General features: G+C 60.1%; 15 protein-coding genes. 8 read left to right on the forward strand and 7 right to left on the reverse strand.

Annotated elements, in window-relative coordinates; translation table 11 throughout:
- Window positions 1–257 precede the first annotated feature (257 nt).
- From K0H47_RS17890 to K0H47_RS17900, 3 genes are read left to right on the forward strand one after another with little or no spacing between them, the layout of a single operon-like run.
- Complete coding sequence (locus K0H47_RS17890) at window positions 258–710, forward strand: (2Fe-2S)-binding protein (protein WP_063031790.1); 453 nt, start codon at window positions 258–260, stop codon at window positions 708–710.
- Window positions 710–2962: a molybdopterin cofactor-binding domain-containing protein gene (locus tag K0H47_RS17895; RefSeq protein ID WP_219273330.1), complete on the forward strand. Its 2253-nt coding sequence runs from the start codon at window positions 710–712 to the stop codon at window positions 2960–2962. Before K0H47_RS17890 ends, K0H47_RS17895 begins: the two co-directional genes overlap by 1 nt.
- 17 nt (window positions 2963–2979) lie before the next feature.
- Entirely contained in the window at window positions 2980–4323 is a 1344-nt protein-coding gene (locus K0H47_RS17900; protein WP_219273331.1) for a cytochrome c, read from the forward strand.
- Between the two features lie 125 nt (window positions 4324–4448).
- Here K0H47_RS17900 and msrA read toward each other — a convergent pair whose 3' ends face one another.
- From msrA to K0H47_RS17915, 3 genes are all read right to left on the reverse strand, one after another.
- Window positions 4449–4955, reverse strand: a complete 507-nt coding sequence (msrA, locus tag K0H47_RS17905; RefSeq protein ID WP_017478755.1) for a peptide-methionine (S)-S-oxide reductase MsrA — start codon at window positions 4953–4955, stop codon at window positions 4449–4451.
- Between the two features lie 101 nt (window positions 4956–5056).
- Window positions 5057–5299 (reverse strand): hypothetical protein, encoded by a 243-nt coding sequence (locus K0H47_RS17910; protein WP_063031799.1) that lies wholly within the window; start codon window positions 5297–5299, stop codon window positions 5057–5059.
- Window positions 5300–5311: 12 nt separating this feature from the next.
- A complete protein-coding gene (locus K0H47_RS17915; protein WP_063031801.1) occupies window positions 5312–5788 on the reverse strand; it encodes a hypothetical protein in 477 nt (158 codons plus the stop codon).
- 219 nt (window positions 5789–6007) lie between these two features.
- Here K0H47_RS17915 and K0H47_RS17920 point away from each other — a divergent pair, with 219 nt between their 5' ends.
- The 3 genes from K0H47_RS17920 to K0H47_RS17930 are packed head-to-tail and all read left to right on the forward strand — an operon-like array spanning window position 6008 to window position 8519.
- On the forward strand, window positions 6008–7345 hold the full coding sequence (locus K0H47_RS17920; RefSeq protein WP_201142538.1) for an MFS transporter: 1338 nt from the start codon (window positions 6008–6010) through the stop codon (window positions 7343–7345).
- Between the two features lie 37 nt (window positions 7346–7382).
- A complete protein-coding gene (locus tag K0H47_RS17925) occupies window positions 7383–8042 on the forward strand; it encodes an aspartate/glutamate racemase family protein (RefSeq protein WP_219273332.1) in 660 nt (219 codons plus the stop codon).
- Between the two features lie 24 nt (window positions 8043–8066).
- Window positions 8067–8519 (forward strand): thiol-disulfide oxidoreductase DCC family protein, encoded by a 453-nt coding sequence (locus K0H47_RS17930; RefSeq protein ID WP_219273333.1) that lies wholly within the window; start codon window positions 8067–8069, stop codon window positions 8517–8519.
- A 36-nt stretch (window positions 8520–8555) separates the two neighbouring features.
- Here K0H47_RS17930 and K0H47_RS17935 read toward each other — a convergent pair whose 3' ends face one another.
- Both K0H47_RS17935 and K0H47_RS17940 read right to left on the reverse strand, forming a co-directional pair.
- Window positions 8556–9047 (reverse strand): DUF2269 domain-containing protein, encoded by a 492-nt coding sequence (locus tag K0H47_RS17935; RefSeq protein WP_219273334.1) that lies wholly within the window; start codon window positions 9045–9047, stop codon window positions 8556–8558.
- A gap of 3 nt (window positions 9048–9050) precedes the next feature.
- Window positions 9051–10178, reverse strand: coding sequence for a saccharopine dehydrogenase family protein (locus tag K0H47_RS17940; protein WP_219273335.1), 1128 nt, complete (start codon window positions 10176–10178; stop codon window positions 9051–9053).
- A 120-nt stretch (window positions 10179–10298) separates the two neighbouring features.
- On the opposite strand from K0H47_RS17940, the gene K0H47_RS17945 reads away from it, so the two are divergent.
- Together K0H47_RS17945 and K0H47_RS17950 are read left to right on the forward strand one after the other, a co-directional pair.
- Window positions 10299–10853 carry a GNAT family N-acetyltransferase gene (locus K0H47_RS17945; RefSeq protein WP_219273336.1) on the forward strand — a complete coding sequence of 185 codons (555 nt, stop codon included), beginning with the start codon at window positions 10299–10301 and terminating at the stop codon, window positions 10851–10853.
- Window positions 10854–10976: 123 nt separating this feature from the next.
- Window positions 10977–11696, forward strand: a complete 720-nt coding sequence (locus K0H47_RS17950) for a hypothetical protein (protein ID WP_219273337.1) — start codon at window positions 10977–10979, stop codon at window positions 11694–11696.
- Between the two features lie 148 nt (window positions 11697–11844).
- On the opposite strand, the gene K0H47_RS17955 is transcribed toward K0H47_RS17950, so the two are convergent.
- On the reverse strand, window positions 11845–12645 hold the full coding sequence (locus K0H47_RS17955; RefSeq protein ID WP_219273338.1) for a GNAT family N-acetyltransferase: 801 nt from the start codon (window positions 12643–12645) through the stop codon (window positions 11845–11847).
- 108 nt (window positions 12646–12753) lie between these two features.
- Window positions 12754–13968: an MFS transporter gene (locus K0H47_RS17960; RefSeq protein ID WP_219273339.1), complete on the reverse strand. Its 1215-nt coding sequence runs from the start codon at window positions 13966–13968 to the stop codon at window positions 12754–12756.
- Between the last annotated feature and the right edge of the window lie 67 nt (window positions 13969–14035).

A 14035-nucleotide genomic window follows, 5' to 3' on the forward strand; every position in this document is an offset into this window, starting at 1 on the left:
CCGATTGACGCTCACGCGCATATGCCCGCCTCCCCTATCGCAATCCTGTCGAATACTTGCCTAATCCTCCGACCTTTCATCCCCCGCATAGCGCCCCCCTGACCTACGGTCTAGAGTCAATCCAAACGCCCGCTAAACTACTTAAACCACGCGCGCGTGAACCATAACGGGCCAACGATGCCCTGCGGCGAAGCCCCACTTCACCGCCCAAAAATACTAAAAAAATGCAACACCAACCGATGATCAGCGGGTGAGCCATGGAATTACGAATTAACCAGCAGACCCACCAAGTCGATGCAGAACCCGACACGCCTCTGCTCTGGGTCATCCGCGACAACCTGGGCATGACCGGCACCAAATATGGCTGCGGTCTGGCGCAGTGTGGTGCGTGCTCTGTGCTTGTGGACGGCAATGTGGTCCGTTCCTGCGTCACGCCGGTCTCCGGGGTGGTCGGTCGGGAGATCACGACCATTGAGGCGATCGAGTCCGATGATGTCGGTAAGCGGGTGGTGGCGACCTGGGTCGAGTATCAGGTCGCTCAATGCGGCTATTGCCAGTCCGGCCAGGTGATGGCGGCGACGGCGCTGCTCAAGCAAACGCCCAAGCCGACCGATGCGCAGATCGACGCCGCGATGGTCAATCTCTGCCGCTGTGGCACCTATAACGCGATTCATGCGGCGGTGCATGACCTTGCGAAGGGAGAGGCCTGATGAACGTTCGCATTGATCCCACTGCCCTGCCTTTGGTCGCGGCGTTGAATGACCCGGTGAATCTGTCCCGCCGTCGTTTCCTGGCCAGTACGGCCGTGGGTGCGCTGGTGATTGGTTTTGGTCTGCCGTTGGGTTCTGGCCGGGTGCAGGCGGCCACTGCGGCGGCGGCTGGTGAGCGCGGTACGCAGGTGCCGGCGTTCCTGGAGATTCGTCCGGATAACACGATTCGTTTGCTCAGCCCCTTTATTGAAGGCGGCCAGGGCACGTTCACGGCGATGGCGCAGATTGTCGGCGAGGAGTTGGACGCCGACCCGGCCACGTTCCTGGTTGAGTGCGCCCCGCCCGGCGAAGCCTTTGTGGTGATGGAAAATGGCATGCGGATCACCGGCGGCAGTATGTCGGTGCGCATGAGTTACCCGACGATGCGCCGGCTGGGTGCGCTGGCCCGGGCGATGTTGCTGGAGGCCGGGGCACAGGCGTTGAAGGTGCCGGTGGGTGAGTTGTCGACCGAGCCGGGCAAGGTGGTGCACGCGGCGTCTGGGCGTTCCCTTACCTATGGCGAGTTGGCCGGGCGGGCGATGGACCTGCCGGTGCCGGACGTGGCCAGTGTGAAGCTGCGGGACCCGAGCCAGTTCCGTTGGATCGGCAAGCCGGTGAAGCGTCTGGATGCGTATGACAAGTCCACTGGCAAGGCGCTGTACAGCATTGATATGAAGGTCGACGGCATGCTCCACGCGGCGGTGCAGCATGCGCCCCGCTTGGGCATGACGGTGGGCAGCCTGCGCAACGAGGACCAGGTCAAGGCCATGCCGGGGGTGCATTCGGTGCATCGCCTGCCGGGTGCGGTGGCGGTGGTGGCTGAGCGGTGGTGGCATGCCAAGCGTGCGGTGGAGTCGATTCAGGTGGACTGGCTGGAGCCGACGGCGGATTCGAAAGTGCGCGGGATGCCGAAGGACTTTTCCAGCGACGAGCATTTCAAGCGCCTGGCCGCTGAAACCGGCCCGGCCCGGGATGATGAGAACGAGGGTGATGTGGCCGGTACGCTGGCCAACGCCAAGACCAAGATCGAGGCCACTTACCACAACCAGTATCTGCACCATGCGCAGCTGGAGCCGCCTTCGGCGCTGGCGCGTTTCAATGCCGATGGTTCGCTGGAGATCTGGTTGCCGAATCAGGCGCAGGATATGTTCCTGGCCGATATCGCCAAGCGCACCGGTCTCGACCCGTCGCGGATTACCCTGCATTCGCCGCTGTTGGGTGGGTTTTTCGGCCGGCATTTTCTGTATGACTCCGCCAGCCCTTACCCGCAGGCCATTGAGTTGGCCAAGGCGGTCGGGCGCCCGGTGAAGTTGATCTGGAGCCGTGAGGAAGAGTTTCTGCGGGATGTGCTGCGTCCTGTCGCGGCGGTGAATTTCCGTGGGGCGCTGGACAGTGATGGCTGGCCGGTGGCGATTGAAGCGGTGAGTGCCACGGAGGGGCCGACCGAGGCTCTGGCGGGTAAACAGGGCGAGAAGCTCGACCCGACGGCGCTGGAGGGGTTGTCCGGGAAGTCGTATGCGATTCCCAATAAGCGCATCGCGCAGATTTATGTGAAGGGCCCGGTGATGCTGGGTTACTGGCGATCGGTGGGTAACTCGCTGAATGACTTTTTCTATGAAGCCTTTCTGGATGAGTTGGCTGACAAGGGCGGCAAAGACCCGTTCGAGTTGCGCCTGCATCTGTTGCGGGACAACCCGCGGCTGACCACGCTGCTGAAGGCGGTGGGCGAGTTGTCGGGAGGCTGGAAACGTGGCCCGTTTGTCGCCGAAGACGGCAGCAAGCGCGCCCGTGGGGTGGCGATGGCGTCGCCGTTCGGCACGCAGACGGCGGTGATCGCCGAGGTGTCGATCGAGAACGGGCAGGTCAAGGTGCATGACATTTGGCAGGCGATCGACCCGGGCAGCATCGTCAACCCGGCGATTGTCGAGGCGCAGGTGAATGGGGCGGTGTCCTTGGGCTTGTCCCAGGTGCTGTTGGAAGAGGCGGTGTATGTGGACGGCTTGCCTCGGGCGCGTAACTACGATTTGTATCCAGTGCTGCCGCCTTCGCGGATGGCGCGGGTGCATGTGCGCGTGATCGAGAGCGGGGAAAAAATGGGTGGCATCGGCGAACCGCCGCTGCCAGCCGTGGCACCTGCCGTGGCCAACGCCGTGGCAACCTTGACGGGGCAGCGCATTCGCAGCATGCCGTTAAGCCGCTACTCCTTCACCTGACCGGGGCCTGAGCACTTATGAACAACCGTCGATTCGCAAGAACCGTTGGCTGGCTGGCGCTGCCGTGCCTGGTCGCGGCAGGCCTGTTGGCCTGGTATGTCACCCGTGAGCCGGTTTCGCCGCTGGGCGCCGAGCCTGTCGCCGCAGACCCGGCGCTGATCGCCCGAGGCGAGTATGTCGCCCGGCTCAGCGATTGTGTGGCGTGCCACAGCGTGCCCAACGGCGCGCCTTTTGCTGGTGGGCTGGAAATGGCCACGCCGCTGGGGGCGATCCATGCCACTAACGTCACGCCGGACCCGGAAACGGGTATCGGCCACTACAGCCTCGCCGACTTCGACCGCGCGGTGCGCCAGGGTGTCGCGCCGGGTGGGCGGCGGCTGTATCCGGCGATGCCGTATCCGTCCTACGCCAAGCTCAGTGACGATGATGTGCGTGCCTTGTATGCGTTCTTCATGAAGGGCGTGGCGCCGGTGCGGCAGGCGAATATCAAGAGTTCGATCCCGTGGCCATTGAATATGCGTTGGCCCATCGCGCTGTGGAATGGCGTGTTTACCGACAGCAAGCCCTACCTAGCGAAGGCCGGGAAGGATGAACTGTGGAACCGCGGCGCCTACATCGTGCAAGGGCCGGGGCATTGCGGCAGTTGCCACACGCCACGGGGCCTGGCCTTTAACGAGAAGGCGCTGGATGAAAGCGGCAAGCCGTACCTGGCCGGTGGTTTGCTGGATGGCTGGTACGCACCGAGCCTGCGGGACGATCACAACACGGGCCTGGGGCGCTGGAGCGAGCCGGAGGTGGTGCAGTTCCTGAAGACCGGTCGCAATAAACATGCGGTGGTTTATGGGTCGATGACCGAGGCGTTCAACAACTCCACGCAGTTCATGACCGACGATGACCTGGCGGCGATTGCACGCTATCTCAGGTCGTTGCCGGGTGACGAGCAGCGTGATGGTGCGGCCTGGCAGTATCAGGCGGTGTCGGCTGCGGAACGCCTGGATGCGCCGGGCGCCCATACCTATGTGACCCGTTGTGCTTCTTGCCATGGGTTGGAAGGCAAAGGGCAACCGGACTGGATGCCGCCGCTGGCGGGTGCGACTTCGGCGTTGGCCAAGGAGAATGCTTCGGCGATCAACATCACCCTGAATGGCTCACAGCGGGTGGTAGCGGCGAATGTGGCGGATGCTTATCGCATGCCGGCGTTTCGGGAGCAGTTGTCGGACCAGGAGATTGCTGAAGTGCTGACGTTTGTGCGCGGTACCTGGGGTAATCAGGGCGGTGCGGTGGATGCGAAGGCGGTGGGCAAGTTGCGTGAGCACACGGGCCCGGCGAGCAGTAGCCCGATCATTCTGCAGATGCGCTGAGGGGATAGGAAATTTTGTAGGCGAGGGCTTTGTGTGGGAGCTGGCTTGCCTGCGATGGCGGCGCATCAGTCGATAATTTATTCGACTGGGCCACCGCTATCGCAGGCAAGCCAGCTCCCACATTTTTAACCGCGTTTCGGCAGTTTCCAGTTTGGGCGGATGAAGTGGCAGGTGTATCCGTTGGGGATACGCTCCAGGTAATCCTGATGCTCCGGCTCCGCTTCCCAGAACGGCCCCGCCGGTTCGATTTCCGTCACGACACGGCCTGGCCATAACCCCGAGGCATCCACATCCGCGGCGGTGTCTTCCGCCACGTCGCGTTGCTGTTCGCTGAGGTAGTAAATCGCCGAACGATAGCTGGGGCCAAGGTCATTGCCCTGGCGGTTAGGCGTACTCGGGTCGTGAATCTGGAAAAAGAACTCGAGAATCTGCCGGTAGGTGATCACCGTCGGGTCGAAAACAATCTCGATGGCTTCAGCATGGTTACCGTGGTTGCGGTAGGTGGCGTTCGGCACATCGCCGCCGGTGTAGCCGACGCGCGTTTGCAGCACGCCGGGGTAGCGTCGCAACAGGTCTTGCATGCCCCAGAAGCAGCCGCCGGCGAGGATGGCGGTTTCAGTTTGGTTGCTCATGGCGTGTTCTTCCCCTGGATGGATACAGCCCTAGTTATGGGGCCGGGTTGAGTAATACCAAGGTTGAACAGGCGCCAATCAGCGGAAATGCCTGCCTCTCGTCAGCCAATCGGCTCGAACCGTCGCCGCCTCTTGAACAAACCTAATCCCAGCGGAACGGCAAAGATCGACATCAGCCCCAGATCAAACCCTGATAAGTGGATCTGACTTGCAGCAACGCAGCCCACCGCACCACCCGCTACCAGCAACATCCCCAGCCACTTGCGAAGCAGATACGGCTTTAAAAAACGATCCAACAGAAAGTAAAGCACCAGGGCAATGACCAACTGGATAATTTCGGACATGTGTTTCTCCAGTCAGGTCTTGATGATCAGTGTCGAAACGGTGCGCTGCGGACCGATACCGCCGTTGACCTGCGCCTCGATGCTGACCAATACGTCGCCTGCATGATAGGTGGGCAAGATTTCATTCACGTACATCCGCACACCGCCCCCTACAGGAGCAACCGCGTAGGGGGAGGCCACAGTGGCGGCAGAGCCGAAGGCGGTGGCGGCAAGGTTAGCGATCTTGGTGCGCTGGGCATTGAGGGTATCGCCCTGTTGCCGGGTCAGCGGCTTGGAGATGCCGATCATCATCTGGCACGGCAGGTTCTTGGCCAACATCTTGTCGTACACCTCGACGACCTTACGGTTGACCTCATAGTGGGCGCTTTTCGCTTCGCCAAAATGCAGCTCGCTCAGGCGTCCGCGGTCGCTGTCGGTGAGGGTGATCTGCGAGACGTTGAAAACGATCCCGTGATTGCCCAGGTATTGGAAAGTCCCATCGAACTTCATCGCACGCATCCTTTCGAGCCAAAGGCGGGGATTCTCTACAAGGCGCGCGCTGGATTCAAATCATTTCACCCTGCGGGCCACATGTATTGGCCCAATTCCTGCCTCTGCCCTACCCCATCAAGTCGCTACTGACTACGCGGACGACTCTTTTGAGCCCCGCCGCCCAACGGCCGCCCCCGATAATCAAGCATCCCCCTACCACCGCCGAGGCCTTCCCCCATGACGAGCCCCTCCACCGAACAGGTCAGCCCGCAAACCCTGCGAAGAGTGATCATCGCCGCCGGCATCGGTAACTTCGTCGAGTGGTTCGACTTCGCCGTCTACGGCTTCCTCGCCACCACCATCGCCCAACAATTCTTCCCCAGCGGCGACGCCAGCGCGGCGCTGCTCAAGACCTTCGCGGTATTTGCCGTGGCCTTCGCGTTTCGGCCCCTGGGCGGGATTTTCTTCGGCATGCTCGGCGACCGGATCGGCCGCAAACGCACGCTGGCCATGACGATCTTGCTGATGGCCGGCGCCACCACGCTGATCGGCCTGCTGCCCACCTACGCCGCGATTGGTGTAGCGGCGCCGATTCTGTTGTCGCTGATCCGCTGCGCCCAGGGCTTCTCCGCCGGGGGTGAATACGCCGGTGCCTGTGCCTATCTGATGGAGCACGCGCCGAGTGACAAACGCGCCTGGTATGGCAGCTTTGTGCCGGTGTCGACGTTCTCTGCGTTCGCCGCCGCAGCGGTGGTGGCTTATGCACTTGAAGCGTCGTTGTCCGCCGAGGCGATGGGCAGTTGGGGCTGGCGCCTGCCGTTCCTGATCGCCGCGCCGCTGGGCTTGGTGGGGCTTTACCTGCGCTGGAAGCTGGATGAGACGCCAGCGTTCCAGGCGGTGAAGCAGGAACACGCGGTCGCCCACTCCCCGCTCAAGGAAACCCTGCGCAACCATGGTGCGGCGATCTGCTGCCTGGGCGCTTTTGTGTCGCTCACGGCGCTGTCGTTTTATATGTTCACCACCTACTTCGCGACGTATCTGCAGGTGGCGGGTGGGCTAAGCCGCGCAATGGCGTTGCTGGTGTCGCTGATTGCTCTGATTTTCGCGGCGGCGATTTGCCCGCTGGCGGGGTTGTATTCGGATCGGGTGGGACGTCGGGTCACGGTGATGACGGCGTGTGTGTTGTTGATGGTGGTGGTGTATCCGTCGTTCCTGATGGCCAGTTCCGGCTCGTTCGCGGCGTCGGTGGTAGGGGTGATGCTGCTGGCGGTGGGCGCGGTGTTGTGTGGGGTGGTGACGGCGGCGTTGCTGTCGGAGACCTTTCCGACCCGCACGCGGTACACCGCTTCGGCGATTACTTACAACATGGCTTATACGATCTTTGGGGGTACGGCACCGTTGATGGCGACGTGGTTGATCAGCACCACGGGCAGCAATCTATCGCCGGCGTTTTATCTGATTGCGGTGGCGCTGCTGGCGCTGGCGGGTGGGTTGGCGTTGCCGGAGACCTCGCGGATTTCGCTGCATGAGGTGGGCGCGGAGGAAAAAGGCGCGGCGCCGGTGTTGTCGCGTTAAAGTCGACGGGTGTTCAAAAGCGCCGGAGACCTGAGCGATGCGGATTACCTGCCTTCATACCGCCGAGAGCAACATTGCAGTGTTTGACACCGCCGCCGCAGCGCTGGGAATTGGGCCGCAGGTATTGCACCATGCAGTCCGGGCCGATCTGCTGGCAGCGGTCGAACGCGCGGGCCATCTGACCGCTGATGTAGCCGAGCAAACGCGACGGGAGCTTGTTGCGCTGGCCCGGCACTGCAATGCGGTGGTGCTCACCTGTTCGACCCTGGGCCCGGTGGTTGAACTCGCCGGGGCTCACACCCAAGTGCCGATTTTGCGCGCCGATGAAGCGCTGGCCTTCGCGGCGGTTCATGCCGGCGGGAAGGTGACGGTGTTGTGCGCCATCGAAACCACTATCGAGCCAACTTCTCGCCTGTTTCTCCAAGCGGCCCAGCAAGCCGGGGCCTCGGTGGAGGTGCAGTGGGTTCCGGGGGCATGGGCGATGTTCAAGGCGGGCGATCTGCTGGGTTACCTGGCGACCATCGCCAGGGCTGCTGACCGTGCCTATATGGACGGCGCGTCTATCGTGGCACTGGGGCAGGCGTCCATGAGCGGCGCCGCTTCGCTGGTAACGGCGGGCCCTGCTCCGCTGACCAGCGCATCAGCAGGGCTGAGGGCTGCACTGAGTCGTGCCGAACGCGGGTATGATCCAGGCTAACCCGGCCCGACTGGACCCACGCTGATGCCCGCCTCCCACACCCGCCCTACTCCCGCACCACTCCTCAAGCCCGGCGAAACCGTGGTGCTGTTCGACGGCGTGTGCAAGCTGTGCAACGGCTGGGCAAGGTTCCTGATTCGCCACGACCACGACCGGCGTGTGCGGTTGGCGGCCGTTCAGTCGCCCGAAGGTCAGGCGCTATTGGCCTGGGCCAGGTTACCTTTGGATCAGTTCGACACCATCGCAGTGATCCGCGACAGGCATTACTGGGAGCGTTCGGAGGCGGTGTTCGAAATCATTGCGCAACTGCCTGCCCGCTGGCGCCCATTGCTGCTCCTGCGCGCCATCCCGCGCTTTCTTCGGGATTGGGCTTACGATCGCATCGCACGCAATCGCTATCGGCTTTTCGGGAAGTACGACACTTGCCTGTTGCCCGATCCGGATCATGAGCAGCGCTTTTTGAAGGAACAGCCATGAATACCTTGGTGCGCATTAACTGGATCGCCCGCCCTCCTATACCAACAGCCCGATCAACTGCCACGGCGTCATCTTCGTCACCATGATCAGCACAATCACAAACATCCCCGAAAACCCGAAAACGCCCATCCAGAACCATTTCCGGTAAACGCTACGGTATCCATCCTCCAGCGCCCTGCCCGTCTCGACCGCACTGAGCGCCATCTGCTGCAACCGCTTCTGCAGCACCAGCACCGGTAGCCAAAGCGCGCCCACGCACAGGAAGATGACCAGCGACGTCAGCACCCATTCAGTGGTCAACGGCAGCCCGGCAAGCTTGATCAACAGGAAGCCGGTGATGATCTGGATAAAACCCGCCGGCGTGGTAATCCAGGTATCGAACTGCACCACCATCCGCGCCACCTGGGCGATCACTTGCGGGTTGGCCGTGCGGCTTGCGGCGATCAGGTACAGGTAGGAGCCCATGCCGAAGCCGAACAGGAAAATCGCCGCGATGATGTGAATGTACTTCAGGCCCAGGTAGAGCATGGGTCAGCCCTGCCCGTCAGAGAATTGCACGGCCAAGCTGAGGTTCGCCGGGTCGTTGATGGCAGCCATGTATTCGTCGACGGTGATTTCGCCAACGCACGGCCGCGCACCGGGTTCGGGCACGTAGCCTTGGGCGATTTTGAGGGCCAGGGCAACGGCGGCGCAGCTGGGAATTTCCGGGCCTTTGTCATTCTGGGCCGTCAGTTGCACCGCCAGGGACAGCGGTTGCCCTTCGGTGCCGAGGCCTTGCACGTCGATGTACATTGCGCTTTTGCCATCGCCAAAGCACTCGAACCAGGTGCCCAGCCGATGCAGGCGCGCGGCCCAGGCGACATGGTCTCGCACGATTCCCGTGCGCAGCGCCTGGGCCAGCAGGTAGTTGGCGACACCACCCAGCTTGAGCCCCGCGCCAGCCTTGAAGCTCAAAGTGTGGGCGCCATAGCGACTGGCGAAGATGTCCATGTCGGGCACGTCCACATTCGCCAACACCCGCATGCCAAGCTCGGGCATCTTGCGCAGCGTCAGGTCCTGCCAGCCCAGCACTTCATGCACCTGGCCATGCCGGAGTTGCTTGATCGGTTTGCCTGCGTAAGCCAGCACGCCTTCGACGGTGGACAGGCCCGGCATCTTGGCCGAAGAGGAAATACCGTGTTCGATCGCGTCGATGCGGGTGAAGCGGTAGCGGTACTGATCGATGATGGCGGACGACAGCGTCGGCACGGAGCTGCAACCACTGAGGATCGCCACGCCTGCCTGCCGGGCTTGTGCATCTAGCACGCTCACGCCGTTGACGAAGGTGCGGCAGTCGGAAAGGTCGCAGTAGTTCACGCCCGCGTCGATGCAGCTCTGGGCGACCGCATAGGATTGCCCCTGGAACGGCCCACCGGTGTGGATCACCCACTGGATGTTCATCGACCGCAACACGGACGCGAACCCGGCGCCCATGGCATCGCCGCACCAGCCTTCGCAGCCGGTGCCCGACTGGCTTTTCAGCTCATCCACTTTGCGCTGCAACTTGTGTGGGTCGCGGCCCGAGATCACCAGTTCAATGCCCGGCGCCGCCACCAAATGCCGGCAAACGATGCTGCCGAAATTGCCGTAGCCACCGACCACCATCACCCTGAGTGTCATTCCATTTTTCCCTAAACTATCGATCATGCGCTGAGCCTGAGGCAGACTGGCGGCTGAGGCGGCTAAAGATACCCGATTTGTTTAACCGCTTGAGCCAGGATCAACAGGGAGCGTCAAATCATGGAGCTATACACCGAGCGGCTTTACCTGCGGCAACTGGAAGCCGGCGACTGGGATTTATTCCTCGCGTTGCACACCGACCCGACGGTGATCCAGTACGTTTGCGACGCCCCGTCCGAAACCGAAACCCGCGAGAGATTTGAATCCCGGTTACCGCACTGGTTGCCAGGCTCCAGGCACTGGTTGTGCCTGGTCGTGTTCGACCGGCAAAGTGGTTGTGCCGTTGGGGTCACGGGATTGAAGCTGGAGCCGGGTGAAGAAGCGACGGCAGAAGTCGGCTACTTGTTCCTCAGCGGGCAACACGGGAAGGGATACGGTGTTGAATCGCTGCAACGGGTTATGGATTACGCCCACGACACACTCGGGCTGAAGGTGCTGAAGGCAGTTGTGACAGAGGGTAATGCGGCTTCTTGCCGGCTGCTGGAGAAGTGCGGTTTCGTGTTTGAGCAACGTGAGGGCGATGCTTGTCAAATTAACGGGCAGGTGTTTGATGACCTGATCTACCGGCATCGGGTGGCTGGGGCTCTGAGTAATGAGGCGGTGGCGGTTCTTTAGGGCAGGCAGCTATCGGCCAAATATAGTCATTCGGCTTCTACAAAATGAAGGGGCCGTTCAAGCAGGCGACCGAATAGATAACTTTCACCGTTTGCAATTATAAAAAAGTTTCGGGCGAGAAAAATGGAACAAGAGATTATCGATTTTTTCAATAAATATATAAGTGAGCTGGATGTAGATAGTGACGGCGGCGGATGGCCTCAAACCCCCAGTTTCGAGCTACTTCCACGCGACTTTCTAGACTTCGCGGAAAAGGACTTAGATACGTCAAATTCCGTCCATAGCCTGATCAATGCAACTTCCAACCTCAAACGCGCGGTGGACTGTCAGCTTGACTACCTGCTTTGTACGCTTAACCTTGACACCTATTATCGTAGCCAAAGACTTGGAGTAGACCGCAAACTTGGTCTTTTGAAACGCGCTGGTATATTTCGCTCACGATCACTCACAAAGCTTAATATGCTTCGAAATAGACTCGAGCATCACTATGAATCACCAAAAATAGAAGACGTCGAAGTTTACTATGATCTGGTTGCTGCATTTGTCAGTGTAGTCGAGTCCGTTATTCCACTAGCAGGCTTACAGGCTAGTTTGACCAACGCACTCGTCTGCGGCGGAGGTGTCGAGTCAAGTTTTAGTCACAGCGAGCCCCGACTGCAACTTACTCTAGAACACAGTCCCTCTGGTTATAAGCAAACATTTGAAGCAGACATGAGCAAATCTGAAAACCCCAAAACTGACCTTGAAAACTTTGCATATCTACTAAGAGTTCACATGCTCTTAAGAAAGCTAGAAGAGTCCGCCATAACCGAAAAACATTTTCTAAAAGCTCTAGCTGATTGAAACCACGTGTAATGTTTTCGGGGGCACAGGTAGCAATGGGATAATACGAGGAAGCGTAACCCACCTGATCAGCCCGGTTTGGATTGATAGCGGCGCTTCGTGACAGGCGGCTATCGGCCAAAAGCAGGCGCTCCCACACCGACACACCTCAACTACCCACCAAGCGATAAAGCGCTTGAGCGTGAGATGCCCCTAGCCCTGCACGCTGCAAATTACGGCGACTTTGCGAGCTGGGAAGCGCTGTTGCAGCGATCAAAAGACTGCCGTGCTTCTTTGCTTGCTCTATCCGGTGAGATATCAGGGCTCCGTGATAACCCACGCCTCTTGCATCTTTTCGGGTGGCAGCCGTCCCAAGGTAGGCAACTCCGTTACTGGCCAGGTACATCAACGCTCCTGCAACCACCTGTCCATCAGCTTTAAGGACGTAGATTTTCAGACGGTCATTTGCCATCAGTCCTGCAAACGAAGCCTGGCTCATCTGACGATGCTCTGGCTTGGTATGAAAGCCACTCGCATGAACGGCGGCGAACTCAGGCAGCGTGTGTGAGGTGGCTTCTTCGATTTCGAATGCGTGGTGGTTCAAGACCACATTTTCGATGGAGCACGCGAGCTGCTGGTGCGTCCACCCCCTGAGGCGCTCCAGTCGCCCCTCCCCCACAAACGCGTGCTGTTCCAACGTCGAGGCCTTGCCGATAAGAGGCGTTACGGTCGAGTACTCTGCTGATTCCTTGAGCAAGGTCAACAGTGCCTGGGGTTTGCTGGAGCTGTCGCCGTAGATGCGATTGAACATCGGGCTGGGCGATGCCTTCACTTGAAAGCATGGAAACGCTTCGTTGAAAAACACACGAGCACCAAAAGGGTTTCCACTTATCCGAGACAAACTCTCAACGCGGGAACACAGATACTCGCTTTCTGCGGTCTCGATCGCATGAGCCATTCCAACATCCATGTGCGTCGTCCTTATTACGCGATTTCCAGGGAAGGTAACTGTCAATCAAACACTACGCACCTGCAAGATAGCCAGCTTCAGCGTGCGCTTTTTCCTTCTCTATTTTTCTCATTGGCCGCGATCGTCGCCTGCAGTGTCGTGACGCTTGGAATACGAGGCGCCCATCAGATAGAAGCCCCCGCCCGCCACGATAAACGCCGCGAGCATGTAGAACATGAAATGCGCCGACTGCGTTGCCAGGGCAAACCCGCATAACACCGGCCCCAGCGCGCCGCCGAGGCTGGACAGGTTTTGCGCGCCGTAATACATGCCGCGCAAGTGGTCCGGCGCGATGCGGTCGATGAACATGTACTCGGCCGGGAAGACGATGATTTCGCCCACGGTGAAGATCGCCACAGCCAACGCCCAATGCAGCACGGTGGTGGACAACGCAAAACCGACAACACCCAGCAGAAACAGGCTGAAGCCCGCCGTCAGCCATTGATTCAGATGTTCATTGGTAATGCGCTTGCCCACGATGTACTGAAGGCAGATCACCACCGTCGCATTAACGGCCACCACCGAGCTGATGACCCGGTAGGTAAATTCCGGTGTGCTTGTGGTCACCAGGTATTGAGAGATGTAGCCGGTGAACTGGCCGAACGCCACGGCGCTCAACGCGCCGCCAACCGTGAAGCAGACCAGGCGATAGTCCTTGAGCAGGATGCGCCCCACCGCGACGAACGACACCGGGGCATTGGCCGGGTCGGCAGAGCTGAGGCTCCTGTCGCCCCACACCATGTAGGTCAGGAAGAAGCCCATGCCCAGGATCGCAGACACCAGGAACGGCAGTTTCATGTCCATGTGCGCGAGCCCGGCGCCAATGAACGGGCCCACCGCGTAGCCAACGTTGATCAGGGTGTAGCGCACCGAAAACACTTTGCCGCGTTCGGCTTCCGGCAGCAGTTTGCCAAACGCCGCCTTGACCACGATATCGATTACCGAATAGGCAAAATTGAACGACACCAGAAACAGGAAAAACAGCCACAGGTGGGACGTGACGCACATGCCGATGAAGCCAACGGTGAAAAAACCCGTGAAGCTGAGGATCAATCGGTAGCTGGAGATTTTGTCAGTCAGGTAGCCGCCGTAGAGGCTTAGCAACGAGCCGACCAGCATTGCACCGCCCACGACCAGGCCGATTTCGCTGATGCCCAACGTGAAGTTGGATGACAGATAAATCACCATATACGGCAGGGTAATGGCGCGCCCCAGTGTCAGGAACAACGCAGACGACAGCAGCAGATTGACCGAAAACGGGTAGTGTCTGAAGGCAGCGAGCATCAGAGTCGGTTCCTGTAATGGGCAGTATCAAAAGCTAAGTAACATATCCTTACACATTCACCTTTCA

The sequence above is a fragment of the Pseudomonas sp. Xaverov 83 genome (assembly GCF_019352905.1).
Taxonomy (GTDB): domain Bacteria; phylum Pseudomonadota; class Gammaproteobacteria; order Pseudomonadales; family Pseudomonadaceae; genus Aquipseudomonas; species Aquipseudomonas yamanorum.